This is a genomic window from Fibrobacter sp. UWH6, assembly GCF_900142465.1.
Taxonomy (GTDB): Bacteria; Fibrobacterota; Fibrobacteria; order Fibrobacterales; family Fibrobacteraceae; genus Fibrobacter.
Genome location: NZ_FRAX01000009.1, coordinates 83327 through 108381, shown reverse-complemented (window position 1 = coordinate 108381; position 25055 = coordinate 83327). Strand labels below are relative to the sequence as shown.

At 49.3% G+C, this 25055-nt stretch carries 18 protein-coding genes; 17 read left to right on the top strand and 1 reads right to left on the bottom strand.

Annotated features, from left to right (window positions below):
* Nucleotide 1: 1 nt before the first annotated feature.
* From BUB73_RS09375 to BUB73_RS09305, 15 genes are all read left to right on the top strand, one after another.
* Nucleotides 2–868 (top strand): BatD family protein, encoded by an 867-nt coding sequence (locus tag BUB73_RS09375; RefSeq protein WP_073235796.1) that lies wholly within the window; start codon nucleotides 2–4, stop codon nucleotides 866–868.
* A 245-nt stretch (nucleotides 869–1113) separates the two neighbouring features.
* A complete protein-coding gene (locus tag BUB73_RS09370; protein ID WP_073235799.1) occupies nucleotides 1114–2097 on the top strand; it encodes an AAA family ATPase in 984 nt (327 codons plus the stop codon).
* 750 nt (nucleotides 2098–2847) lie between these two features.
* Nucleotides 2848–4131 (top strand): adenylosuccinate synthase, encoded by a 1284-nt coding sequence (locus tag BUB73_RS09365; protein ID WP_073159052.1) that lies wholly within the window; start codon nucleotides 2848–2850, stop codon nucleotides 4129–4131.
* Between the two features lie 23 nt (nucleotides 4132–4154).
* Nucleotides 4155–4865, top strand: a complete 711-nt coding sequence (locus BUB73_RS09360; protein ID WP_073159050.1) for a Crp/Fnr family transcriptional regulator — start codon at nucleotides 4155–4157, stop codon at nucleotides 4863–4865.
* A gap of 1 nt (nucleotide 4866) precedes the next feature.
* Complete coding sequence (locus tag BUB73_RS09355) at nucleotides 4867–5649, top strand: PASTA domain-containing protein (RefSeq protein WP_073159048.1); 783 nt, start codon at nucleotides 4867–4869, stop codon at nucleotides 5647–5649.
* Nucleotides 5650–5659: 10 nt separating this feature from the next.
* Nucleotides 5660–7603, top strand: a complete 1944-nt coding sequence (locus BUB73_RS09350) for a tetratricopeptide repeat protein (RefSeq protein ID WP_249269355.1) — start codon at nucleotides 5660–5662, stop codon at nucleotides 7601–7603.
* 14 nt (nucleotides 7604–7617) lie between these two features.
* On the top strand, nucleotides 7618–8361 hold the full coding sequence (locus BUB73_RS09345; RefSeq protein WP_073235804.1) for a hypothetical protein: 744 nt from the start codon (nucleotides 7618–7620) through the stop codon (nucleotides 8359–8361).
* 60 nt (nucleotides 8362–8421) lie between these two features.
* Nucleotides 8422–11859 (top strand): hypothetical protein, encoded by a 3438-nt coding sequence (locus BUB73_RS09340; protein WP_073285258.1) that lies wholly within the window; start codon nucleotides 8422–8424, stop codon nucleotides 11857–11859.
* Nucleotides 11859–12791 (top strand): formylglycine-generating enzyme family protein, encoded by a 933-nt coding sequence (locus BUB73_RS09335; RefSeq protein WP_083539723.1) that lies wholly within the window; start codon nucleotides 11859–11861, stop codon nucleotides 12789–12791. The genes BUB73_RS09340 and BUB73_RS09335 overlap by 1 nt, the downstream gene beginning before the upstream one ends.
* A 46-nt stretch (nucleotides 12792–12837) precedes the next feature.
* A complete protein-coding gene (locus BUB73_RS09330; RefSeq protein WP_083539722.1) occupies nucleotides 12838–13329 on the top strand; it encodes a copper resistance protein NlpE N-terminal domain-containing protein in 492 nt (163 codons plus the stop codon).
* On the top strand, nucleotides 13326–14093 hold the full coding sequence (locus tag BUB73_RS09325; protein WP_073235813.1) for a LytR/AlgR family response regulator transcription factor: 768 nt from the start codon (nucleotides 13326–13328) through the stop codon (nucleotides 14091–14093). The genes BUB73_RS09330 and BUB73_RS09325 overlap by 4 nt, the downstream gene beginning before the upstream one ends.
* A 33-nt stretch (nucleotides 14094–14126) precedes the next feature.
* A complete protein-coding gene (gene lepB, locus BUB73_RS09320) occupies nucleotides 14127–15524 on the top strand; it encodes a signal peptidase I (RefSeq protein WP_073285283.1) in 1398 nt (465 codons plus the stop codon).
* A gap of 19 nt (nucleotides 15525–15543) precedes the next feature.
* The gene (locus BUB73_RS09315; RefSeq protein WP_073285253.1) at nucleotides 15544–17322 is read left to right on the top strand and encodes an Ig-like domain-containing domain; all 1779 of its coding nucleotides are present in this window, start codon (nucleotides 15544–15546) and stop codon (nucleotides 17320–17322) included.
* 19 nt (nucleotides 17323–17341) lie between these two features.
* Nucleotides 17342–20062, top strand: coding sequence for a helicase C-terminal domain-containing protein (locus BUB73_RS09310; RefSeq protein ID WP_073285250.1), 2721 nt, complete (start codon nucleotides 17342–17344; stop codon nucleotides 20060–20062).
* Between the two features lie 84 nt (nucleotides 20063–20146).
* A complete protein-coding gene (locus tag BUB73_RS09305; RefSeq protein ID WP_249269352.1) occupies nucleotides 20147–22000 on the top strand; it encodes a hypothetical protein in 1854 nt (617 codons plus the stop codon).
* A gap of 11 nt (nucleotides 22001–22011) precedes the next feature.
* Here the strand turns inward: BUB73_RS09305 and BUB73_RS09300 are convergent, their stop codons facing one another.
* Complete coding sequence (locus BUB73_RS09300; RefSeq protein WP_158535436.1) at nucleotides 22012–22419, bottom strand: c-type cytochrome; 408 nt, start codon at nucleotides 22417–22419, stop codon at nucleotides 22012–22014.
* 218 nt (nucleotides 22420–22637) lie between these two features.
* On the opposite strand from BUB73_RS09300, the gene BUB73_RS09295 reads away from it, so the two are divergent.
* Nucleotides 22638–23672 (top strand): GDSL-type esterase/lipase family protein, encoded by a 1035-nt coding sequence (locus BUB73_RS09295; protein WP_083539726.1) that lies wholly within the window; start codon nucleotides 22638–22640, stop codon nucleotides 23670–23672.
* 51 nt (nucleotides 23673–23723) lie between these two features.
* Complete coding sequence (locus tag BUB73_RS09290) at nucleotides 23724–25052, top strand: GGDEF domain-containing protein (protein ID WP_073159027.1); 1329 nt, start codon at nucleotides 23724–23726, stop codon at nucleotides 25050–25052.
* Nucleotides 25053–25055: the final 3 nt, after the last annotated feature.

The window sequence follows — 25055 nt, the reverse complement described above, 5'->3', positions numbered from 1 at the left end:
TATGGAAAATGATTCTTTGAATGTGGAGGCGGCCCAGGATAGTGCTGCGGTAGAAGAAATTCAGATGCCCTCTGCGGAACAGTTGGGGATTACCGTTGTGGCAGGGGTTCATTCCCAGGATGGGACTTTGTTGCCCATGAATGCCGTTGTGGGGGATACCATTGACTTTCCGGTGACGGTGAGCTGGAGTGTTAGCGGAAGCGCCTTGCTGGTATTGCCTACGAACTCAGCCACCGCAAAGGGGTTGGAGCAGATTGGCGTTAGCCAGGAATCGGCCCGCTCCGTTAAGGACGGGAAGGAAATCGCTTCCATTACTTTTAACTATAAGATTTTGGCTCAGGATACGGGGAATCTGAATATTCCCGTGTTGAAGTACGATATTCCCACTCAGATGGGGATGCCCTTGACCTTGCGAACCGAAAGCGTGCCCTTGCGTGTGGATGCTCCTGCCAGTGTGTTGCCTGTGATGATTGGCGTTATGGTGGCGGTTGTCGTGCTTTTGGCTGGGATGCTACGGATGAAACGCCGTGCCTCGAACCGTGCTGCCATGACGGCTAAAAAGGCTGCCGAAAGTGAATTGCTGGGGAAGATGACTGTTCTGAAACAGCGTGTGAATTCGGCTGATAGTCGCCAGTGGCTTTTGGATCTGGAGGCAATCTGCAAGGAATATGCGGCTGAACGTTTTTACCTAGATGCAGAAAAGGTTAACTTGGAAGTGCTGCAGAAGCAGGGCGATCTGGAAGGATGGGAATCCCTGTTGGAAGAATTCTCCCATGCCCGCTATGGTGGCGGCAAACGTGACGGCTTTGAAAACAGGGAAACCTGGAAACTGGCCATGAAACTAATGGGAATCAGGGAAGAGTGGTGAGCTGTGAGTTATGAGCGGTGAGCGATGAGTGGTGATTCGTCTACGTGTCATTCTGAGCGGAGTGCGAAGCACGAAGTCGAAGAATCCAGGAAATTAGATATGAATTACGAATTAATAAGTTAGGCGTCTTCGGCGCGATTATAATAACTCGTATCTCGTATCTGTTTTTTTCTCTCGTCTCTCGTACCTCATCCCTTTTATGAAATTTGCTAAATTCAGTTTGAAATAATTTGAGGAATAATAAAATGGATATTCAGGAACTTTCTGAAAAGATTCGTCAGCAGAGCGCTTTCTGTCAGAATCTGCTGCGTGAAGTGGAAGATACCGTCATTGGCCAGAAGGCCATGGTGGAAAGTATTTTGACTGGTATTCTTGCTGATGGTCACGTTCTTCTGGAAGGCCTTCCGGGTCTTGCAAAGACTACCGCGGTGAAGGCTTTTGCTGATGCCGTTTCTTTGGACTTCAAGCGAATCCAGTTCACTCCGGACTTGCTGCCGGCTGACTTGCTGGGTACTACAATCTATAACGCCCGCGAAGCTAAGTTTGAAACTCGCAAGGGCCCTCTGTTTACCAACCTGGTGCTGGCTGACGAAATCAACCGCGCTCCCAGTAAGGTTCAGAGTGCTTTGCTGGAAGCCATGCAGGAACGCCATATTACTATTGGCGACGAAACTTTCAAGCTGGATGAACCGTTCCTGGTTTTGGCTACCCAGAACCCCATCGAACAGGAAGGTACCTACCCGCTGCCCGAAGCCCAGGTGGACCGTTTCCTTTTGAAGGTGAAGGTTTCTTACCCCAACAAGGCCGATGAAATGCGCATCCTGGATGCTGTCGCCGGTGCTGGTCTCCGTCAGCCTAATGCTGTGGCTACCAAGGAAGATATCCTGAAGGCTCGTGAGCTTGTGAAGCAGGTTTATGTGGACGAACGTGTCCGCGAATATATCGTGAACCTGGTGTTGGCTACCCGTGATCCGGGCAGCATCAAGCGCGCTGATCTGGTGGGCTTCATTGAAGTGGGAGCTTCTCCCCGTGCCTCCATCGGTCTTGCCCAGGCTGCAAAGGCTCATGCCTTTATCCAGGGCCGTGCCTACGTGACTCCGGAAGATGTGAAGGCTGTGGCTATGGAAGTTCTCCGCCATCGTATCATCTTGAGCTATGAAGCTGAAGCGGAAGAAATTTCTGCAGAAACTGTAGTCCAGAAGATCCTGGATTCCGTAGACGTACCCTAGTTATTGGGTTTGAGGCTTGAGCTGTTAACAATAAAAAAGGAACAGTGAAGTTCGACTTCACTGTTCCTTTTTTTGCGGAGGAGGAATTTAGATATGAATTATGAGATACGAAAGAAGTGAACTGTGTGGACTGGGATTCTGAACTTGTTTCAGAATCCCATGAACGCACGAGACCCTGAGCGCCTTCAGGGTGACATTAGGCGCCTCCGTCGCTCACTACCTCGCGCCTGATACCTGTGACCTTACGCCTCGTCCTCTCACTGGATCCTTCGACTCCACTTCGTTCCGCTCAGGATGACCGCGCAAAGGCATGCGGCTCGTCGCTCACTACCTCACTACCTCACTACCTCATACCTCATACCTCAAACCTCATACCTCAAACCTCATACCTCAAACCTCATACCTCAAACCTCATACCTCAAACCTCATACCTCAAACCTCATACCTTGCACCTGTTACCTTGTCTGTACTTTCTGCTGTGGGGTGTTGCGGGGTGTCCCCGCTGGGTGGGGTAGCGGAAAACGGCTTTGCCGGTTGGAGCGAGGGGCGGGGCTCCGCCCTTTTTAGCTTAAAGGTTAAAGTTTAAAGTGTAAAGCAGGTTTTTATGCGTCATTTCTTTAGCCTTTATCCTTTCCGCTTTACGCTCTTTACTATCTTGTAGGCGAAAAAGGTCCCGGAGAAACGCTCTGGGTAGCTAATTTCCTGTTTAACTAATCGACCCGAATGGGTCATAAACAAAACGAAGGATATATGGCAAATCGTGTTGTAATCGGCTCCCAGTGGGGTGACGAAGGTAAGGCCAAGGTTGTGGATTTCTTGACTCTGGACGCAAATATCGTGGTGCGTTTCCAGGGCGGTGCAAACGCTGGTCACACTGTTGAAGTGGGTGACAAGAAGTTTGTGTTCCATCTGATTCCGTCTGGCATTATGCATGACGACAAGCTTTGCGTTATTGGTAACGGCGTTGTGCTGGATCCGATCCAGACTCTTGCAGAAATTGCCGACCTCCATACTAAGGGCATCAACCCGGAAGGCCACCTATTCATTGCTGACAATGCTCAGGTCGTGCTGCCGTACCACTCTGCTCTGGACAAGGCCAAGGAAAAGAAGGCTGGCAAGGCTGCTATCGGTACTACCGGCCGCGGCATTGGCCCCTGCTACAGCGACAAGGTGAACCGTATCGGTGTTCGCGTCGGTGACTTGATGGACGAACGTGAACTGCGCCCCCGCGTCGAAGCTATGGCCAAGGTTCATAACGAAGAATTCAAGGTGATGTACGATGTTCCCGAAATTGATCCGGAAGTGGTGATCAAGGATTACCTGGAACTGGGTCAGAAGATCAAGCCGTTCGTCTGCGATACTAGCGCCCTCCTGTTCAAGGCTGTGAAGGAAGGCAAGAAGCTGGTGTTCGAAGGCGCTCAGGGCACCATCCTGGACGTGGACCAGGGTACTTACCCGTACGTGACCTCCAGCAACACTGTCGCTGGTTATGCAAGCTGCGGCGCAGGTATCGGCCCCACCGCTATCGACCAGGTCGTTGGTGTTGTCAAGGCTTATACCACTCGCGTTGGTAACGGTCCGTTCCCCACCGAACTTCTGGACGAAATGGGTGACACCCTCCGTAAGATCGGTAACGAATATGGTGCAACCACCGGTCGTAACCGTCGCTGCGGTTGGTTCGACGCTCCGGTTGTCCGCAAGGCTGCTATCGTTAACGGCCTGACTCACCTGGCTATCACCAAGCTTGACGTCCTGGATACTTTCGACACCATCAAGATCTGCACTCACTACGAATGCGATGGCGAAAAGATCGAAGTGTTCCCGAACCAGCTGTCCAAGGTCGGTCGTTGCGTGCCGGTTTACGAAGAAATGCCGGGCTGGAAGTGCGATACTACCAAGTGCCGCAAGATGGAAGATCTTCCGGAAAATGCTAAGAAGTACCTGAACCGTATGGCAGAACTGGTTGGCGTGAAGATCGGTATGATTTCTATCGGTGCTAAGCGCGATCAGAGCATTATCGTTGACATGGACTAATTGAAGCGGAAGGAGAAGTTCTTATGGACAATAACGTTGTTGGTTTGCTGAAGGGTGTGGAGCTCTTTTCTGAATTGAACGAGGATCAGCTTTCGATGCTGGCCAATCTGGTTGTTGTCCAGAACTATAACCGCGATGAAACCGTGGTGCTGGAGGGCGACGACTCGATGCAGGCTCTGTATCTGATCGCCTCCGGTTCCGTCCAGGTGTACATGACCGGCGTTGATGGTCGTGAGACGATTCTTTCGTTCCTGGAACGCGGTGACTTCTTTGGCGAAATGAGCTTGATTGACGGTGAACCTAGGTCTGCCTCTGTGCGTACGGTGACGGATGCCCAGATGATGATCATTCACCGTGAATCCTTCTTGACCCTGATTCGTCAGACTCCCGAAATTGCCATGGCGCTGCTGAGCGAAATTAGTAAGCGTCTGCGTAAGGCAAACAAGCAGATCGGTTCCTTGTCTACGATGTCTGTAAGCGGACGCGTGGCTGGAACTCTTCTGAACTTGATGGAAGAACGTGGTGTTCGCATTCATACTGATGCCGGCACTATGGTAACTGTTATTCACAACCGCCCCACCCAGCAGCAGCTGGCCGACATGTCTGGTACTACCCGTGAAACGGTTAGCCGCATTTGCTCTATGTTGGTGAAGGCGAATGCTATTGCTATGACCGGCAAGGATATCGTCATCTTCGACGAAAACGCCCTGCAGGAAAAGGCTAGCAAGGGCTAATATGGATAAATTAAAATCCCTTGTGGGTCGTGTTGGCGGGTGGCTGAAAAAGGCTCCCGTGGTTAAGGCTATCGCTATCTGGATTGTCCTTTTGGTGTTTCTCGCCTTGGCTGTAGATAAAGTATTGATGCCCGCTTTTGCCGGTAAGTTTGCCAGCACGGGTGAGGTTCCCAATCTGGAAGGCATGAGTCAGGAGGCTGCCGAGGCTGCGCTGACAGATGCTGGTTTTAAGTTTGAATGGCTGGAAGAGGGGCGCTACAGTGCGACTATTGATTCCGGCAAGGTTCTTGTGCAGATTCCTGCTGCAGGCCGTGTGGCAAAGCTTGGTCGTACCGTGAAGCTGACCCGCAGCATGGGGCTCCGTCAGGTCGAGATTCCTGATCTTCGTGGCAAGAGCCAGAAGCAGGCTTCTATTTCTCTGGCCCGTGCCGGTCTTGTGCAGGGTGCCATTGTGAAGGGGGCCCACCAGAGCATTCCTCGCGGTGTGGTGATTCGTACGATTCCTATCGCAGGTGAAAAGGTCCGTATTGGCGATACCGTGAAGGTGGTGATTTCTGCCGGTGTGACTACCGGTAAGACCTTGTTGCCGAATTTTGCCGGTACTCCCATTGACGAAGTTTACCCGAAGCTTGAAAAGCTGGGTTTTGTGGTTGGACGTATCAAGCGCGCCAAGGCTCCCGAAGATATGGAAAATCCTGTTCCGGGTGCAGTGATCGAAACTTCTCCCAAGTATGGCGATTATCTGCCGCCGGATACCAAGATTAACTTTGTAATTGTCGAGTAGGTCTGTTTTGGTGAAGTCTTTCTTTTTGTCGCTGATGGTGGTGGCGGTGTTCTTGCTGAACGCCTGCAGTTCCGCTCCTGCGAAAAAGGAAGAGGCCGTTACCTTGAGCAAGGCGGATTCCCTGGCGATTGCCGCCGCTGTGGCAAAACAGATTGCTGAAGGCGGTGTGGCTGTAAGTGCCGAGGAACCGCGCCTTCCTGAAAATATCGATGCCGCCCATGAATCTTTTATCCGCGCTCTCGAAATGGAAATGCGTGGCGAAAAGACTCTGGCCAATGTGTTCTGGCAGCATGCCGCGGAGTCTGACCCTTACAACCGCTTCTTGACCTTCAAGTTGGCCGAAATGCTCATGGCCGAGGGCAATGATTCCCTGGCTTTGATTCAGGCCATGCGTGGCCAGAAGTTGAAGGGTAAGATTCTTGCCTCTCAGTTGTCCTTGCTGGCACACCTTTATGTGAAGGCGGGTGTGGCCGATTCCTGTCGTAAGTATTTCAAGGCAGCCCTTGATTCCAGCAAGTATCAGGACATGACCTTGCTTTACGATTATAGCTTGTTCCTGGAGGCCGTTCAGGATGCGGATGAACTGATCCGTGTTTATGACTTGCTGCTGCCCCAGGTGAACTATATGCCGTCCTTGTTACAGCGTCAGCTGAACTTGTTGCTGGAACATCATAAGGATTCTTCTGTAATCGATCTTTTTGGACGGGCTCACGATGCTACGGGCAACAAGGAATATTTGACCAAGATGGTTCAGGGACTTGTGTTCCAGCGCCGATTGCAGGAAGCCCGAGCTGTCGTAGATACTTTGACTGGCTCTAGCGAAGACAACGAATCCATGGTCGTTCTCCTGATGACGACTTTGGCGGAAACGGACCGTGCTGTTGCATATACCCTGCTCAAGAAGAAATACTATGAGGATGGTGTCCGTTCTCCTGTGCTGACAAACTTCCTGGGCCATTACGAGAATATTCATGGAGACGTCGATAGCGCCAAGGTTCACCTGCTGCAGGCGGCTGAATCGTTGGGCGACCAGAAGGTTTATGCGGCTAATGCTTACCACGCCCTGGCTGGAATCGCCGTCAAGGAAAAGCGCATGAACGATGCCGTGCTTTATGCCGAGAAGGCTGACTCTGTGTCGATGGGTGCAGAAAAGGCCATGTTGGCCATGATGTACGGCTCTGCAAAGATGTATGACAAGGCCTACAAGATGCTGGATTCCCTCATCGCCGTTTGGGATAAGTGGAGCCCGCTGGCCGGAGTGGCTGATTCTGTAACTTTGCGCAAGATGAACGCGGAAGTGGAACGGAACAAGTTGCAGTTCCGTAGCGTCTATGGACGTATTCTGGCTAATGAAGCCCAGGAAATTTTGCAGACCGATAAGTATGATTCTGCCAAGATCGCCCTTGCAAATGCGAAGCGTGCCAAGGCACAGGAATTTTACGAGGGAATTGCCGCCGTCGATTCGTTGAACATGGATGTGCGCATGCTGATGGCCATGAATCTGGAACGCATGGGACGCTATGAAGAATCCTTCAAGATGTTTGAATTCCTGTTGGATAGCGTTCGCGCCCGCAGTGTAGATCAGCCCGAAGTCCTGAATTATTATGGCTATACCTTGATTGACCTGAACCGCAACGCAGACGAAGTGGAAAAGGGTTTCCAGATGGTTTTGAAGGCTCTTGCCATGGAAAAGTCGGAAACTCCCACTGAGGCTTATCTGGATTCCAAGGCATGGGGGCAGTATCGCAAGGGCTTTTATGCAGAGGCCCTGAAGACCATGCAGGAAATCAAGGATCCGAAGTTTGATGAGGATGCCGTTTATTGGGAACATATGGCTGCCATTCAGGAAGCCCTTGGCAATAAGGCTGAAGCCACGGCTGCCTACAAGAAATTGCTGAAGCTTATTCCGAAGCATCCTGAAGCAAGGCGCTTCCTTAATATCAAGAAAAAGTAAAAGGCGGTTGCTTTATGCCGCTGTTTAGATTTCGCTCTCTTTTCTCTTTGCTGCCTGTCTGTGCCTTGGTACTGGCCATGTTTGTTGTTGCCGGCTGTACGGGGGGCAAGGTTCGCACAGACGCACCTGTGGCGGAAAAGGAAATTGCTCCTCAGGATAGTCTGCGGGCTAAGTTTAAGCTGACCATTGTCCAGAATGGTGAAAATCAGGAGCTGGATGCCGTCCTGTTTTCTGTACCTGGAAAACGTTATCGCATGGAATTGACGGGCCCCATGGGCATTGGGGTTGCCTCGATGCTTTGGACGGAAGAAGGTTGGCTCATGACCTTCCCCACAGAAAAACTTTATGTGAAGGGCGTTGGCTATATGGTTGGGCTGCTCAATGACCGGAGCTTACCCCTGGTTCATATCCATCAGATTGCAGCTTTTTTTGAGGGTAAGTTACTTCCGGATAATTACGAGGATGTGGTGCCTGGCCACGAAGCCGTTGATGGGACGGGACGTCACTTTACCTATGAATTGCAGGATTCGCGAGTGGTTCAGCTAACCTATACGGGACGTGACGGAAAACCTGAAACGTTGAAGTTTTCCGGGTTCCGCGAATTTGAGGGAAATGTGTTACCCGAGACCATTGTTTTTGAACGTGGGGAAAAGCGATTCCTGGAAATAAAAATCAAGAAGGTGACCCACGGAAAGTCTTTTAGCGGTGGAACCTGGAAATTGAATGTTCCCCGGAGTTTTAAGCTTGTTGAACAGTAATTTTTTAGGTTGTGATTCCGGTGCGGCTGTTTTTGATTTTTGTAGATTGAGGTTGTGAAGATGAGTTTTTTTTATAAGATTAGCCTTTTGTTTGCCTTGGTTTTGTTCCAGGCGTCTTTTAGTTTTGCTGCAGATACCTTGGAGGTATTTGCGATTCGAGTTCAGTTTGCCGAAGAAAAGACTGACAATTCGTTGACCACGGGAAATGGAACTTTCGACTCTGACGAAAAGAAGAAGGATTCGTATAAGTTGGATCCGCCGGGCCGTCGCAATAGTGTGCCCTATTGGAAGAAGCATTTTGATTTTGCGAATGCCTATTACAAGGCTGCCAGTGGCGGAAATATTGTAATCAAGTCCAGAATTTTTCCGGAATCTTCCAGTGCTTACAAGCTGAAGAAGCAAATCATCGACTATAATCGAACCAGCAAGAGGGATGGCGAAAAGACTGCTGAATTTGATTCTTCCCGTGTTTGCGATTATATGCAGTTCGTGTACGATGCCGTAATGGCCGCTCATGAATCCAGCGATTCGCCCTTTAGCATTCCCCTTTCGAAAAATCCGAATACGAAACGTGCCTTTATGATTATCCATGCCGGTGCCAGCCGGTTGATGGATGGCGGTACCATGGGTTCGAACAATGCCGACACCCCTGCCGATTTTATAGACGCTTTTGTTAGCGGGGAGTATTGGCCGTTCCTGTCTGATACCTTGGCAAATGTTGCTCTAAAGGCTGATTCCTCTAGCAAGAAGTCTGTAGTTGACGGTCTTGCTCTTAAGGGGGCCTCTATCGATACCTTGCGCTCTATAATGGTCATGAGCGAAACCGCTTCCCAGGATGGTTTGAACTGGGGTGTAAACGGGATTCTGGTAAATCAGATAGGCCGTCAGCTTGGTATGCCCGATACCTATGATGTGGTGAAGGGAATTTCTCGCCTGGGTTATTTTGACTTGATGGACTTTGCCGGCTATAATGCAGGAAATGGATTCTTGCCTGCACTGCCTGCGGCCTGGGAACGAACCTATATGGGGTGGAGTTCCGTTCAGGAAGTTCGCCCCTCTGCAGGAAAGAAAATTTCTGTGGATGTGGCTGCAGCCGGTTCCGGGGCCTGCTCAAAATCCAAGAGTAAAAATGTCTGTACTGAAGTCCTGAAGGTGCCTCTCAGCGCATCTGAATACCTGCTTGTAGAAAATCGTCAGCGTTCCTGGAACAAGGATGGCGAGGTGAGCGTGGTGCTGGGTGAACCTGACGAAAGTTCAGATACGACAATCAGGACCGTTCCCGTAGATAGTCTTGACCTTGTGTTCCAGGATAGCACTTGTGTCAAGGGGGAATGCAAGGTGAACAAGAAGAAGGCCCGTGGTGTCATTCTTGATGTAAGCTCCTTTGATGCGGGCATCCCTGCAAGCGGTATTGCCGTGTGGAAGGTGAACGAATGGTTCCTTCGTAGAAATTTGGAAGATGGTGTTGCCAACTATTGGGCCGGCGATGAATTCCGTGACCATCAGTTTGGACTTTCACTGATTGAAGCCGATGGCGTGCTGAGTATCGGAAAGACCTTTAAGAACGCCCTGGGCGAAGATACCTATGATTACGGAAGTGGTGCGGATTTGCTGCCTCATTTGCGCGTAGCGGACAAATCTTCAAAGCAGAAATTCGATACGGTAAAGACCATCAATCCCACCGGTTATGCGAATACCATGACGACCCAGGGCGGTTATACGGGTATCAAGATTTCTGTTTCCGTTCCCGAAGATTTCCGAAAGGAAAAGACGGCTAACGGCCTGATGGGGGATAGCGTCCTTAATTTTGCCTCGACTCTTATTACGGTGACCGTTTCTATTGATGATGGAAGTATTGAAGACAGCAAGTTCCCGAGAGAGGTTGGCCTGAACGGAATCGTCCGTGGCGCAGTCTTTGTGGATAATCCTGAAAAGAGCGGGGAGAAAATTGTTGTGTTCGGTGCAGACAATGGATCCCTGCAGGCATTTAGCGCTTTGGGTGATACCTTGTTTGATGCGGATACGGTCGTTGTTAAAAAACAGCTGACGAATAAGGGGACTGAAAAGGAAATTCCGCTTTATCGCATCGGTTCCAATTATGGTCCCCTGCTGGGTATGGCTAGCGATGGCAAATACGTTTATTCGCTTCACGAAAAGCATCTGGTCCGTACGCAGTTTGAAAGCGAATCCTACGTAAGTGAAACGGCGTTGGATGTGGACTCTGTGGTGGCTGGCCCCATGGTGGTTGGAAATGAACTGTGGTATGCGACTAGACATCAGATTCGAAATGTGAAAATTGGCGACGGAAAGTTCTCTAGGGGATTTGACGTCAAGGTGACTGCCGACGGAAATATTACAGATATGGCTTTCTGTGGTACGGATGAGGATGGCAATTCCAAGATTGCCTATGTTACGGACGAAGGTGAAGTGGGCTTCGGTTCCAAGGTGAATTCTGCTACCTATGAAAGTGAACCCGCAAAAGTTCACGGAACTGAAAAATTCTACCGCGTTTCCTGTACAGACATGGATCGCGACGGTGTTGAGGAAGCTATTGTCCTCGGCAGCCGTGGAACGGTGTCTGCTAGAAAACGGAATGGAAAGTCTGTTGTCTGGACCAAGAATTATGAGCGTGGTGCTGCTGGCTCCAGCGGCCTCTCTGATGAAACTTCTGGTATGGCCCTGGGTGACATAAACGGAGATGGTTATCCTGAAATCGTATTCCTGGGAGATAACCTGGTTTATGCCCTCGATCGTTTTGGCTTGCCCGTTTCTGGATTCCCCGTGAAGATTTCAAAGGGTAGTCCTGTGTATGGATTCTTTAGCGACCCGTTGCTGGTTGATGTGACTGGTGATGATGTTCCGGAAATTCTTGTTCCTAACAATGACGGATTGATTTATGCCTATACGGGAAAGGCCAAGCGGGTTTCTGGACAGTTCCCCCTTGCTGCAGGTAGTTTTGAGTATGTGGACTCCCTGAGTGAATTGCAGCCTATGAGTATTTATGTAACGGACGCTGTTGGTAGTAGCAAGTCTGCTGGCCCGGAACTTTATGCCTTCCACAGAAGTAACGTTAGTGCATTCCGTTTGCAGAAGGCTGCTGAAGATGCTGCGGGTAATGCTGCCGCATGGACCTTGCCTGCCGGCGGTAACGAACGTACTGGCTATCTTGATGCCTCCAAGCTGAAGGATGTGAAGGCTTCTAAGTCTAAGGATGAAATTACGGAATTCTTCATGTTCCCCAATCCGGTGCGTGGCGGGGTGGCCAAGGCCCGTTTTGAAGTTGGTGCAGAAGCCAATTCCGCAACGATTGAATTGTATGACATAACGGGCCTCTGCGTGTTCAAGCAGAAAATGTCTGATGTTGTGGCTGGCCGCAATCAGTTTGAAAACCTTGACCTGAAAAAGCTAGGTTCGGACGTATACACCGCTCGCCTGCGTGTAGATTTCAAGTCTGGAAAGACTAAGCAGAAACTGTACCGTGTGGGAGTTATCCGCTGATGAGGTTCCGCTTATGCCTAGGGTTTCTTGCCATGGGTTTGATGGTGTCCTGCAGTTCTGTTGCTGGTGGGGCGCCTGAAGATTTGGACGAAACCTCCTCCAGTGGGCATGAACGTCAGTCTAGTGCCGTTGTCAGAAGTTCTTCTAGCCGATCGGAAAGCCCTGTTCAAGAGTCTTCGGGTTCTGCGGAACCTTCGTGTAGTTCTGCATTGAGCTCGGATTCCCTTTTGTCTTATTATGTAAGCTGGGTAAAGATTCCTGCGTCCTCTGTAAAAAGAGGCTCCATGTCTTTTTCTGTGAGTTCCTTTGAAATCGGGAAGACGGAGGTGACCCAGTCTTTGTATAGAACCATTATGGATTCCTTGCCGGCAATGGGTGTCTCTGGTGACAGTATTCCGGTGGCGAACGTAAACTGGTATGAGGCAATCTTGTTCTGCAATGCTCTATCGAAAAAGGTGGGGCTTGATACGGCCTATGTCTATGAGGCTGCCGAAAACGCACAATATCTGCAGAACTTGTATGTTGATTACAGCGTTGAGTCCGTGAGACTTCCTACGGAAATGGAATGGGAAGTCGCCTACCGTGCCGGAACGACTACGACATATTATTGGGATCGGGAAGAAGCTTCTAAATACGCTTATTATGTACAAAGTAGTGGCCCCGCTGTCGTGGCTCAGTTTATGCCTAATGCCTATGGCCTTTATGATATGGCTGGCAATGTGGCGGAATGGACTAACGACTGGTACGGAGTGAAACCGACTAAATCGCAGATGAATTATACCGGGGCGAAATCCGGCAGTTTGAAAGTCGTTCGTGGAGGTGGCTGGGGCGATAAAGTCAAGGCCCTTGCCGCCGATACTGTTGCTAAAAGGGAACCCCTTTATCGGGGTAAGGATTTGGGCCTTCGTTTGGTGCATTCGACTGGTTTTTAGATAATTTCTGTTAATGCCTAAACGGCTAATTTGTTAAATTGTAGCCATGAAGATTTCGAACTCCATGGCTTTTTCATTTGTAAGGTTTTTGCTTCCTGTTGGGATGGCATTGCTGATTTCTTCCTGCTCTGAAGAAAAGTCTGAACCTTTACCGGAACTTCCGCCTGTTGAATTGCCGAAGGATGTGACGGGCCTCTATTCGGGAAGTATGCCTTGTGATGACTGCACCATGAAGGCATTGCGCATAACCTTGAATGAAGACTCCACTGTTAATGCGGTGCAGACCCGTGTAACTGATTCCATGCAGGTGGATTCCCTGAAGGGTGTGTTTTCTGTAGTGGATAGTTCCATAAGGATTGTTTTGCCCTCTGCTTCTGAAAGTGCAGATAGTGTTCACTGGAATTTTAAACGCTCTGCATCTGGAAATCTGGTTTATATGAATTCTGCAGGTCAGGTCTATGAAGATGAAAATGGCCGTCGTGCAGAACTGTTTAGAATCATGACGGCTCCCGTCCAGAAATCCAAGGATCCGAAATGAAGGTCAAGACCTTAGTGATTGATGACGAGCCTTGGGCTCGTGCCCGCATCATCTCCATGTTGGAGGATTACGCGAGCGAGTTTGATATTCAGGGGGAGGCAGAATCTGGAGCTCAGGCAATCAAGGCTATTCAGGACCATCTTCCTGATGTCGTCTTTCTGGATATCCAGATGCCGGATATGGATGCATTTGATGTTCTGCATGCCTTGAATCCGGAGGAAGTCCCGTATGTGGTCTTTACGACCGCCTATGATGAGTTTGCCTTAAAGGCCTTTGAAGAAAATACGGTTGATTATTTGCTGAAACCCTTTGATTCGGAACGTTTGATGGCCACAGTTGAAAAACTGCGCAAGATATTCCCCGATGATGGTTTTAGTATTCCGGCGCCTCCTGATTTTACCTGGAAGAAGTTCCGTAACGTGGTAGACTTGAGCAATTTCTACCTGCAGCGAATTCAGGTTCGAAAAGGAGATCGTTGTATCTTTCTGAGTGTAGATGAAGTGGTCCGTTTTCAGACGGAAGGCCGTTTTACCATGGCCTATACGATGAACGAGATGCATATAGTCGATGTGTCGACCATGGAACTTGAGAAACGTCTGGATCCCATGCATTTTATACGCGTTAACCGTTCGACCATTGTTTCGATTGACCATATCGCAGAGTATCGCAAGGTGAACTCCCGCATTACCATGGTGCTTCGAGATAAGAGCAGGACTGAACTGGTAGTAAGCCAGGCCATGTTCAAAAAGATTCGCAGCCTGTAAAATTATAAGTCAGATTTTAATTTGGAAAATAAGATGAAGGACAACTTGCAAGAGAAGAAAGTTTTTTCTGTGAAGGGTTTTGTGAAGGGCTTGTTTAGGGAAATAATTGTTCCCATTGCTCTGGCGTTGATTGTAATCCAATATGTGATTCAGGCTTTCCAGATTCCTAGCGGATCTATGGAAGATACGCTGAAAACAGGAGACTTCCTTCTCGGTTTGAAGTTTACCTATGGCTCTCCCATACCTTTTGGAAATCAGAAGTTCCCTGCTATTACCGATCCCGTGCCTGGGGATGTGGCAATTTTCCGTTATCCCGGGGAACCTGAATATCCCGATGGTAATCCTCGCCGCTATACTCATCTCTTTAACGCCTTGATGCTTGGCAATTTCTACTGGGATCATGAACCTGAAGAGGGACAGCCTCACTTAGTTCATTATGGCGATGGTCCGAAGGATTACATCAAGCGCTGTGTGGCTGTGAGTGGCGATACGGTTGCCGTTCATGGCGGTCGTCTTTATGTGAATGGCGTTAAGCAGGATACCTTGCCCGGACGTGGTAAATGGACTAGTACGGTTCGAACCATGTCTCCTCGTGACGAACGAGAACCTTTTGTTGTGCCGTCTGTAGGTGATACTCTGTATGTGGATTCCCTGCCGTTGGATAAGCTCTGGTGGTTGCGTTCCCTTGTCGCCCAGGAAAATCCGGATGACTCCGTCAAGCTTGATATTTCTCTGTGGAAGGATGGTGTCGAAAGCAATAACTACGATTTCGAGAACTTCCGCATACCGGTAGAAAATGACCGCGGGCTGGCCATGAATGAACTGTTCCGCCGCAATCGTACTATCCTTCAGCAGCGTGTGACCCAGGGGGACACCGTTTCTGGGGTGATGAGCTTCGCCTATTTCAGGGAACTGGCCCGTATCTGCTATTTGCCTATGCTGGATCCCCATGCCAAGGGTGGGCTGATGCGCGAAGTTAGCTACATCGGTTTCGAAGCTTCTATGTTGAAGGATCTGGAAGACAATGTGAACGCTTTGAATGCATCGGCTGTTAGTGCCGCTGTTGTCGATTCTGCGGTTACGGATTCCGTTGTTGCTGATTCCCTGGCTGATTCGCTGAAGGCTGATGTGGCTCGTTCTCCTGTTTTTGAAATCAGGAAGAACTTGACTCTCGGCGGTAAAAAAATGGATTACTATGTGGTTCAGACTCCTCAGTATTTCATGATGGGTGACAACCGTGATAATTCCGCAGATAGTCGTTATTGGGGATATGTGTCGCTCCGTAATATGCGCGCCAAGGCTTTTGTCATTTACTTCTCTTTTGAAAATGAAGATGAGTCTTTCGCCTTGTCCAATCCCTTTACCTGGTGGCGTCTGCCCTTCAAGATCCGCTGGAACCGACTGGGCAAGATTATCCACTTGATTGATTAAGTCTGAAAGTGTTGTTAGGATGAATTTTTTTAAGACCGTATACGTTCTAGGTGCGATTGTTGCGAGCTTGCTTGTGGCCTGTGCGACGCAGGTGGCTCCGTCCGGTGGCCCCGAAGATAAGTTGCCTCCGCGTGTGGCGGGGGTGTATCCAGCTCCGTATACGACAAACCATCCTAACGAACTTTATGTAAAGCTTGAATTTGACGAATGGATTAACGCCTCTATTCCCAGGAGCGCTGTTTCTATTTCTCCGCCGATTGATAAAAGAGTGCGGTTTGACGTCAGCGGCAAAACTCTGGAGTTGTCGTCTCGTGCAGAGCTTGATTCTGGAACGACGTACACAGTAACGTTTGCGGGTGGTATCAAGGATTTGCGCGGCAATGCTCTTGCAAAGCCTTTCCAGGTTGTGTTCTCGACGGGAGCCTATATTGACTCGCTGACTCTTTCGGGCCGAGTTCTTGTGAATGCGGCTATGGCAAAGAAGAAGGAATTTCCCAGTGTGGGTTTGTTCCTGATGGGTGCAGATCGTGAAACGAAACATTATCTGGATAAGTACCGCGATTCTGTAACCAAGGCGCTGGACTCTCTGCCTATGATTCTTAAGGAACCGCCCCTGTATGTGACTCGAGCCGATAGTGCGGGGCATTTTACCTTGACGGGTCTTAAGGCGGGAATGTATCGTGTCGTAGCCTTTGTGGATGGCAATGGTAACCAGAAGGTGGAACTGGCAACGGAACAGGCTGGCGTTTGGACCCAGGATATTCACCTGACTGCAGAGACAACGGATACCTTATGGATTGCCGTGGCAGATATGGACTCGTCTCATCTGGAACTGGAATCTGTATCTCAGCCCTTTGCAAATGTGCTGGAAGCGAACTTTACACGAAACGTCTATTTTGATTCCCTGTTTAGAGATTCTGCCAACTGCTTCCTGACTTCTCCTGAAAATGAGAAGGTGTATCCGAAGCTTGTTTATTTGGGAGCATCTTCCAATAAGCCGCAGTTCTATTTTGATCCGGCACCCAAAAGTGAAATTCTTTACAAGTTTACTTGTCTTGCCGGAAAGGATTCGCTTTATCGAACTTTGGATACGGCAAGAAATGAAGTGGAATGGGAATGGAAGAAGATGGAGTCCGATACGCTTCCGCCTGCGGTAAGTACGGTGAAGGCTGTCTCGAAGTCAAAGAACCTGTTCCCTGACGATTCCCTGATCGTCTTGTTTAATAAGCCCAAACTGGATTCTGTAGAAGAAACCTTCTATGTGGCGGTTAACAAGGATACGACCGAGGTTCAGGTCAAGCAAATCGATCCGGTGCGTTTTGTGGTATTGAATTCTGACCCGTGGGGAACGGACCTTACGATGAACTTCTTGATGGGGTATAACGATACGACGTTGGCGGCTGCCGACAGTAATGGCGTTCGTGATACCGTTGTTGAACTGAAGTACAAGAAACTGCAGAAATTTGAAACGGTGGCGAAGTTGAAACTTGCAACGTTGCAGGGTGCTGTCCCCGGTGCAAAGGTAGGTGCCCTGGTCCGTCTGCATTCCATCGAGTCTGATAAGGATTTTATAGAACCTTGTGATAATGCGGGCCGCTTTAAGTTTAACGGACTGGTCGAAGGGTCCTATTTTATGGACTACTATTATCCCCAGGAAGGAAAGAATATTCCTGATGGAGGTTCCATTGAACCTTTCCGTTATGGGTCTCCCTGGAGAGCGATTAACGATACATTGAAGCTGAAGAATGGTGAAAATATTCTAGACCAGTTGCAGGCTGCAATTCCGTCTCTGCATTAGAATTTTGGTGAGGATAAATATGGGAAATATTCCGACTTTTGTTGCGATTGATCTTGAGACAACGGGTCTTGATTTTGAAAAAGATGAAATTATCGAAGTCGCGTTGGTCCGTTTTGAAAATGGGGTCCCTGTTGAAGATGTGGATTATCTGGTCAAGCCAACGACGGCTTCCTTGCGCCCCTTTATTGAAAATCTGACTGGAATATACAAGAGCGATCTTGAAAATGCAGAATCATTTGCAGGTGTGGCAGGCAAGATTTATTCCTTTATCGGAGATTATCCCATTGTTGCTCATAATGCCGCATTTGATTCGAAGTTTCTGACCCAGACTTTTGCAAAGGTCGGTATTTCCTTTGAAAACCATATGGTGTGGGATTCCTTGACGGTTTCTCGTATCGCCTACCAGAATGTTCCTAATCATCGCTTGGATACCCTGGTCCAGGAATTGAATATTCCCAGGAGCCGGGCACACCGCGCGTTGCCTGATGCCGATGCCTGCGGCAGACTTTTTGTGATGTCCCTGGAAAAAATTCAGGGTGAAGACCGCTGGCTGTATAACGCCCTTTCCAAGGTTGCAGTCAATTCCAACTGGTCTGCAATTTGGCCCGTTTCTGGTGAATCCGAAAATGAATTTTCTTACAAGTTGCCGGAAGTCCCCCTGGAAGAGGTTCCTGTAAAGAACCACGTTCCCCGCGTGGGAGAATTCTTCCAGGAAGGCGGCATTCTTGCCAAGAATATGGCTGGGTATCAGCCCCGTTCTAACCAGCAGGATTTGGCCGCTGTGGTGGAACGCAATATGCATAAGGGTGGGCTTTGCGTCATCGAGGCGCCTACGGGTTCTGGAAAATCGCTTGCGTATTTAGTGGCCGCCGCTAACAAGGCTGCATCCGATGAACGAGTCGTCATTAGTACGGCAACCCGTGCGCTTCAGGAACAATTGTGGAATCGCGATATTCCCCAGCTGTCCTGCTTGTACAATGGCAAGTTGAAGGCTTCTGTTTTGAAAGGGCGCGAAAATTATTTGTGCCTAAGAAAGTTTGAGGCAATTCTTGCGTCCCCCGAAAATATGCTCTTGCCGGAAGAAAGAGATTCCTTCATGGCTATTATACCTTGGGTCTATACGACGACAACTGGTGACGTGAATGAATGCTCTTCGTTTAGTCAGGGACGTAATCGTGTGCTTTGGTCCAAGATGGCAAGTTCTGCAAAGTCTTGCCTTGGAGAAAAGTGCCCGAATTATGGCAGGTGCCCAGCCCTTGCCGCAAAGCGCCGTGCCATGAATTCCAATTTGCTGCTGGTAAACCATTCTCTGTTCCTGGCAGACATGTCGTTGGATTTTGCGCTGCTTCCGCTTTACGAACATATTGTGTTTGATGAAGCTCACCGTCTGCCTGAAATCAGCAACCAGTCGCTGTGCCGTACGGTGTCGTTCTTTGGCCTGCGTAATGTCATTAAGACTATGGTTCCGTCCCGCACTAAAAAGGATGGCCTCGTTGCAGAAATCGAGGCTGGAATTCCGGCGGAGTGTACTGAAGCCCATGAGGTATGCGCTAATTTGGTTGAAAGCCTGGGCGAATTGGAAAAGGCCTTGCATCGTTTCTTTATGAAGATCGGCAAGAAGCTGACAAAGCAGAAAAATAAGAATGGCTTCTCGTATTCTTCTAGCATGATGGCAGAATATGATGCCGATCCTGCAGGCTTTATGGACCAGTATGCCAAGGTTCAGAAACTGGTAGAAAAACTTTCCGCCATGGCTTCCAGGGTCAATGAATCTGTTTCTGGATTGGTGCATGATCTGAATGGCCGAATGACGGAGATCGAAAGATTCGTTTCTGATTTTGAGTTCCTGACCAAGGGCGCTCGCGAAGACTGGATCTTCTTTATGGAGGAACCTTTTAATCCTCATACCATAAAGCTTCATGCCTACCCGTTGAATTTCGGTACTATCTGGAAAGAAAAGTTCTATCCTTGGATCAAGTCTGCTACCTTTACTTCTGCGACCTTGGCGGTACAGGGTGACTTGACTTACTTTGTTGAAAGAATGGGCTTGAACGTCCAGGATCCAAAGAGGGCCCCCTTCCTTAGAGTGTATAACGAATCGTCTACAAAGGAGGCTCGCCAGTCTGTAATGGTGGCTAAATATTTGCCGAAACCTTCTGCACCGGAATATAACGAGGCTTTGAACGATACCCTATGTCAGTTCTTGCCGGAGGTGGAAGAAAATGCCATGGTTCTCTTTACCAGCGTTTCGGCGATGATGAAGGCCCAGGCGGCACTTGCTCCGCTGTTTGCGCAAAAGGGCAAACTGCTTCTTTGCCAACATGTCGACGGTGCTCTGGATGGACTGATTGCCATGTTCCGCAAGGAAAGGGGCGCTTGCCTTTTGGGCTGTCAAAGCTTGTGGGAAGGTGTTGATTTCCCGGGTGACGCCTTGAAACTTCTGGTGATTCCTAAGCTTCCGTTCCCGAATCCCATGGATCCTCTTGTTGCGGGAATTTCTGCCAAGATGAAATCCGACGGTAAGAATTCCTTTAAGGATTATTATGTGCCGGAAGCCTATATGGAATTGCGTCAGGGGCTGGGACGTCTGATTCGTTCTGAAGAAGATTCTGGTAAGGTTCTGATTCTTGATAACCGCGTGGTGCTGGAACATTATGGCAAGAGCTTTATGCGGATCTGGAACATGAAGCAGAAGGTTGCCGACTCCATAGAAGACATCAAGTCTTTTGTGAAGTCCTAGACTTTGGCTCCGGATTATTTTTTCTAAATTTGGCGCCCTAATAGGGTGTGACTGATGTACGATTTAAATTCGTTTTTTGATGGAATGTCCAAGCAACTCCTTCGTGGTGTCCATGCGAAGGCCTTCGGACATAAGGGTCTTTTGAATAACGCTCTGATCCAGAGCGAAGCCTTGTCTTATTTTGATGATCGCAGACGTGCTGCCGACTTGTTTAGCAAGATGGAACTATGGCAGCGTCGCTGCATCAGCTTGGTTTACAATAGCGGTTCCCGCGGCTTGACTTATAATGAATTGCGTCTGACCGTTCCGGTTGGAAAAGTACGCGACCTGCAGAAGTTCCTTTTGGATATGTGCCGTGAATATTTGCTGTGGCGCACATCTACTGGTAGTACGATGGTCTACTACGGTTTCTCTAATTTCTGGGGCTGCTTTGGAATGGCTTCTGAAATGGAGTTCCCGGCTAGAGCCAAGTTCGCCTGTTTTCAGAACTTGCTGGACTGGCACATCTGCCTGGTGTTGTCGTACGCCTTGCGCAAGGAACTGAAGGTGAATACCAATGGTACCATCCATCGTCGTGGTTACCAGATTTGCGTGGATTCCTTTACGTCTACAAAGCAACTGTCTGAACGTGCTGCCGAAAACGAGCTGTCCTTTATTTTCAATTTCCTGACAGGGAATGGTTGGCTGGAACAGGAAGACTCCTGCTTGGTTCCGTCTGAAAAGGCTCTTGAATTTATTCGTAAGAATGGTTTCCGCTTGCATCAGGATGTAGTGTCCTGGTGGCTAAAGGAACGTTTCCGCGGCGATCGCAATCACTGCGTCCAGTTGCTGAAAATTTTGGAACAGCCTCGTCCTGTCGCCGACGCCTGCAATCTGCTGTGGGTTCTTGACCCGACGTTCCGCATGGTAGAGAAGAACAAGGAGCTCCCTTGGGAATACCTGCCTCGCCCCTTGCGTGAATTGTGGCTGCTGGGATTTGTGAAATTCCAGATGGTTGACGGTAAGGTGGCCGGTGTTGTCATGGAACAGTCTGGCAAGGATTGGGTGGAAACATCTATCGCCTCCATTCCTGAACAGAACATTTCCTGCCTGCCCAATTTTGAACTGATCGTATCGACGGGAACTTCTCCTCGTGTGCTTTTCACTTTGGCAAGTCTTTCCAAGGTTGAAAATGATGAAGTGTTCCTCCGCTTTGCCTTGAACCGTGAAACTTATATTCAGGGTTTAAGGTGTGGTCTGCCTGAAGCGGAAATCGAAAATTTCAAGAACTGGATTAAGCCTCCCGAAAATGTTGCCTCTACAATTTCGGAATGGAACTCCTCCTATTATGGGGCCAGAGTTCATACCGTTCGACTTCTGAAAATTGAAGATCTGAAAGTGCTTGCGGAACTTTCCCGCTTCCCGCAGTTTACCGAAGCTACGACCGAATACATTCCCGGTTACGGTTTTATCTTGAAGCCGGAACTGGAACATAAGGCTTTTGAAATTCTGGAAAACTACGGTTATTGCCCCTTTGTCGAAAAGCATGACGTGAACCGTCTTCCTGCACCTACCGAAGAATGGCGCAAGGACTTTGTCGTGGCATGGCCCGAGGCGAAGGCTCCCGACTATGAACTGAAAGATGATGCCGATGAAAATACTTTGCAGACGGCCTTGAACTCTACGAAGTATGGCAGCAACTATCAGAAGATGAGCACGTTCGATCTGGTGAAGGTGCTGCGTTATGCCAAGACTGTGGGAACCTTGGTTGGCGTCAAGGCCAAGGATCCTGTCAAGCGTAATGCCAAGGAAGAAGAAAAGATTTTCTTTGTCCATGCGTTGAAACTGGCCAAGTCTCCCCAGGTCATTGAAATTCAGATTTATGGAAAGGAAGAAAGGGAAATGCTGGACCTGTCCTTTATTCAGGAAGTGAAGGTCTTTAACGGCAAGGAACCCTAGAATTCGTTTTCTTATGGCAGGGTCTGCGCATAGCCCGCTATATCGATTAACTCATCCAGTGTTAATTCGTCTATGTAGGGTTCCATGTTGCGGTCATCATCGCCGAAATTCATCTGATACCAGAAAGTTGGCATGTCATTTCTAGCTCGGTCCCCGATGAAAATCGGGGGCTTTCTGTAATCGTGGGCGAAGTTGAGTCGATGCCCTTCTTCGCCGTGGCATGACTTGCAGTTTTGATTGAAAAGTTTTTTCCCGCGTTCCGGGTTGGCTCCCTTTAATTTTCCATCGGGTTGAAGAAGTTTGTACACGAGAAGGGCCATGCGTGCGTCTTCGCGGGTGAGGGTGTCTCCTTCGGAACCTGGGGCGGGGGTGCCTGGGCTTTGCGAAGTGTCTGGTTCGCTGTTTGCGAATGCGGGCATAATGGAGGTGCCTAGCAGCATCCCATACACAGCTAACAGTGTAAATAAACATTTAAACTTGTTTACGCCCATAAACGACAATTTAGTAAGGCTTGCTTGAGGACGTCGGGACAATTACTATAATTTTGTTTATGAGATTAGGTGTTTTTTTTAAAGTGGCGGTCTTTGGACTCGCACTTGTTTCTTTTGTGGCTTCTCCCCAGGCCAAGGAAAATTCTATGAATAATTTGTCTGAAAGCTCACTGGCGAAGAATTGCATTTTTAATGGCCGCTGGGATCATCAGAATCAGTTCAGCAGGACTAGCGCTCCGGCGGCAGTTATTCAGTTTAATGCCGTGGCGAAGTCTATTGATTTCGATCTGGAAGGGGAATCCCGCTGGATCCTCGTAGAAGATTCAAGGGAAGTTGCCGCCTTTGTTAGCGGTGCGCGTAAGGTCCAGTCGGTCAAGGTGGCCGGAGATGGTGAATCCCACCGTTATCGCCTGGTGAAAATCAGCGAGACGAATCCCGGTTCCGTAAAGGTCTACGGAATTTCTCTGGATGGTTCCGGAAGTTTTGGCTCCGTTCCCAAGCAGAGTGGCCGACGTATCGAATTTATTGGGGACTCCTTTACCGTGGGCTTCGGTGATGAAGGTAGCGGTTCCGATGACCCGTCCCTGGTTTTCGAAAAGACTAACGCCTCCAAGAGCTATGCCTACCTGCTTGCCGATGGCTTCAAGGCTGATTTTCAGGTGAACGCCTTTAGCGGTCGCGGCATGGTCCGCAATTACGACAATATTGTGCCTGAATGGAAGGTGCCTCGCCTTTATGAATTTACCGTTCCCGGTGAGGCCCCGGCGGATTTGGCTGGCAAGCTGCCCGAAGAATCCCTCAAGTGGGATTTTGGCAGCTTCCACCCCCAGGTGGTTGTAATCTTTATTGGCATCAATGACTTCCAGGGAAACCCTCCTTATGGCGACAAGAAGGAATTCTCCAAGGCTTATGCGGAGCTCCTTCAGAAACTGCGCAAGGCCCATGAAGGGGTGAAGTTCCTGCTGGTGTCCACAAAAATCTGGCCCAATGATGACCTGACTCCCACTGTAAAGGCCATTTACCAGTCCGAACTGGCTGCCGGTCACAAGGATTTGGAATTTGTGGAGGTCCGTACGGATAATGCAGGCCTCCTTGGGCATCCGGATGTGCATTCCCAGGCCGATTTGGCCCGTACTTTGCGCCCATTTGTAGCTAAACTGGGTGGCTGGCTATCCCGTTAGCCCCTATTTTTATATATTTGAGGGACAATATCTTACAAGTATAGGTTTCCTATGTCTAGGCTCTTTGAGAAAATCTATGTGCTGTTCAGGATGAATATCCTGATTTTCGTGTTGTTGGCTCTTACCGCCATCGCCCTTTTTGCGTACGAAAATGGCTTAGATAATATCGAATTCCTCAAATTGTCGGATTTCCCTTACGTCATCGCCCAGTCTGACTCTGTGGATGGCGGCGGATCTGCAGTAAAGCTGACCCGTACGGATTCCTCTGTCATCATGGACTATGAACTCCGTGAAGGCTACGCCTATCCTTATGCTGGCGTGAAGATTTTCCTTGGAGACGGTAAGGTCCGCGGTAAGGATCTTTCCCATTACGACAGTATCTTCGTGTGGGTGAAGCCCCGTGGCGAAGGTTCCGTCCGTCTCTACATGCGCGGTTATGATAGCGCTATCTATCGCGACGGTGATGAAACTTCACTGAAGTTCAACGAAATAGAATTCTTCCCCCTGAATGAAACCTATCCGGCAGTGTTCGTTCCCCAGGAATTCCGCGTGGCCGGCTGGTGGGTTGCTCAGAACGAGGTGGACGTTCATAAGGCTCGTGTAGACCTTTCTAACATCCCCCTGATCGAAATTCAGACCGGTACCAACGCTCCCCTGGGCTATGGTACTCTTGAAATCCGCGGTCTCTGCTTCAAGGGCAAGAAGATCGCCAAGGAAGACCTTACGACCGGCATCGTCGGTGTGTGGTTCGTGACCTTCTTCATGATCCTGGTCATCCGCTTCTTTGACTATAGCCGTGAACGGGCCGCAGCCAAGAAGAAGCGTGAAGAACTGGAAAAGAACCTGAAGGCTCTCGAAATCGAAAAGACTGAATACGAAAAGTCCAGTAAGGAAGACCCGCTGACCGGTTGCCTCAACCGTGCCGGTTTCAGCAGCATCCTGATGCGCGAACAGGAAAACCTGGTCAAGAATGACAGCCCTGTTTCCTTCGTGATTCTGGATATCGACCACTTCAAGCATATCAATGACCAGTATGGTCATAGCGTCGGTGACGAAGTGTTGGTGAATCTCTGCAAGCTGATCCAGAGCAAGATCCGTAATACGGATGCACTGGTCCGTTGGGGAGGCGAAGAATTCGTGATCCTCTGCAGCGACACGCCGATCCAGAATGCCCAGTTCCTTGCTGAAAAGCTCCGTATGGCTATTGAAAATACTCAGCTGATCAAGCAGCAGCAGGTGACCTGCTCCTTCGGTATTGCCGAAATGGTGGCTGGCGAAGATCCTAAGCGCCTGTTCGAACGTGCTGACAAGGCCCTTTACGCTTCTAAGGAGAACGGCCGCAACAGGGTGACTAGCGCCACCTTCAAGCGTACCCGTTAACGA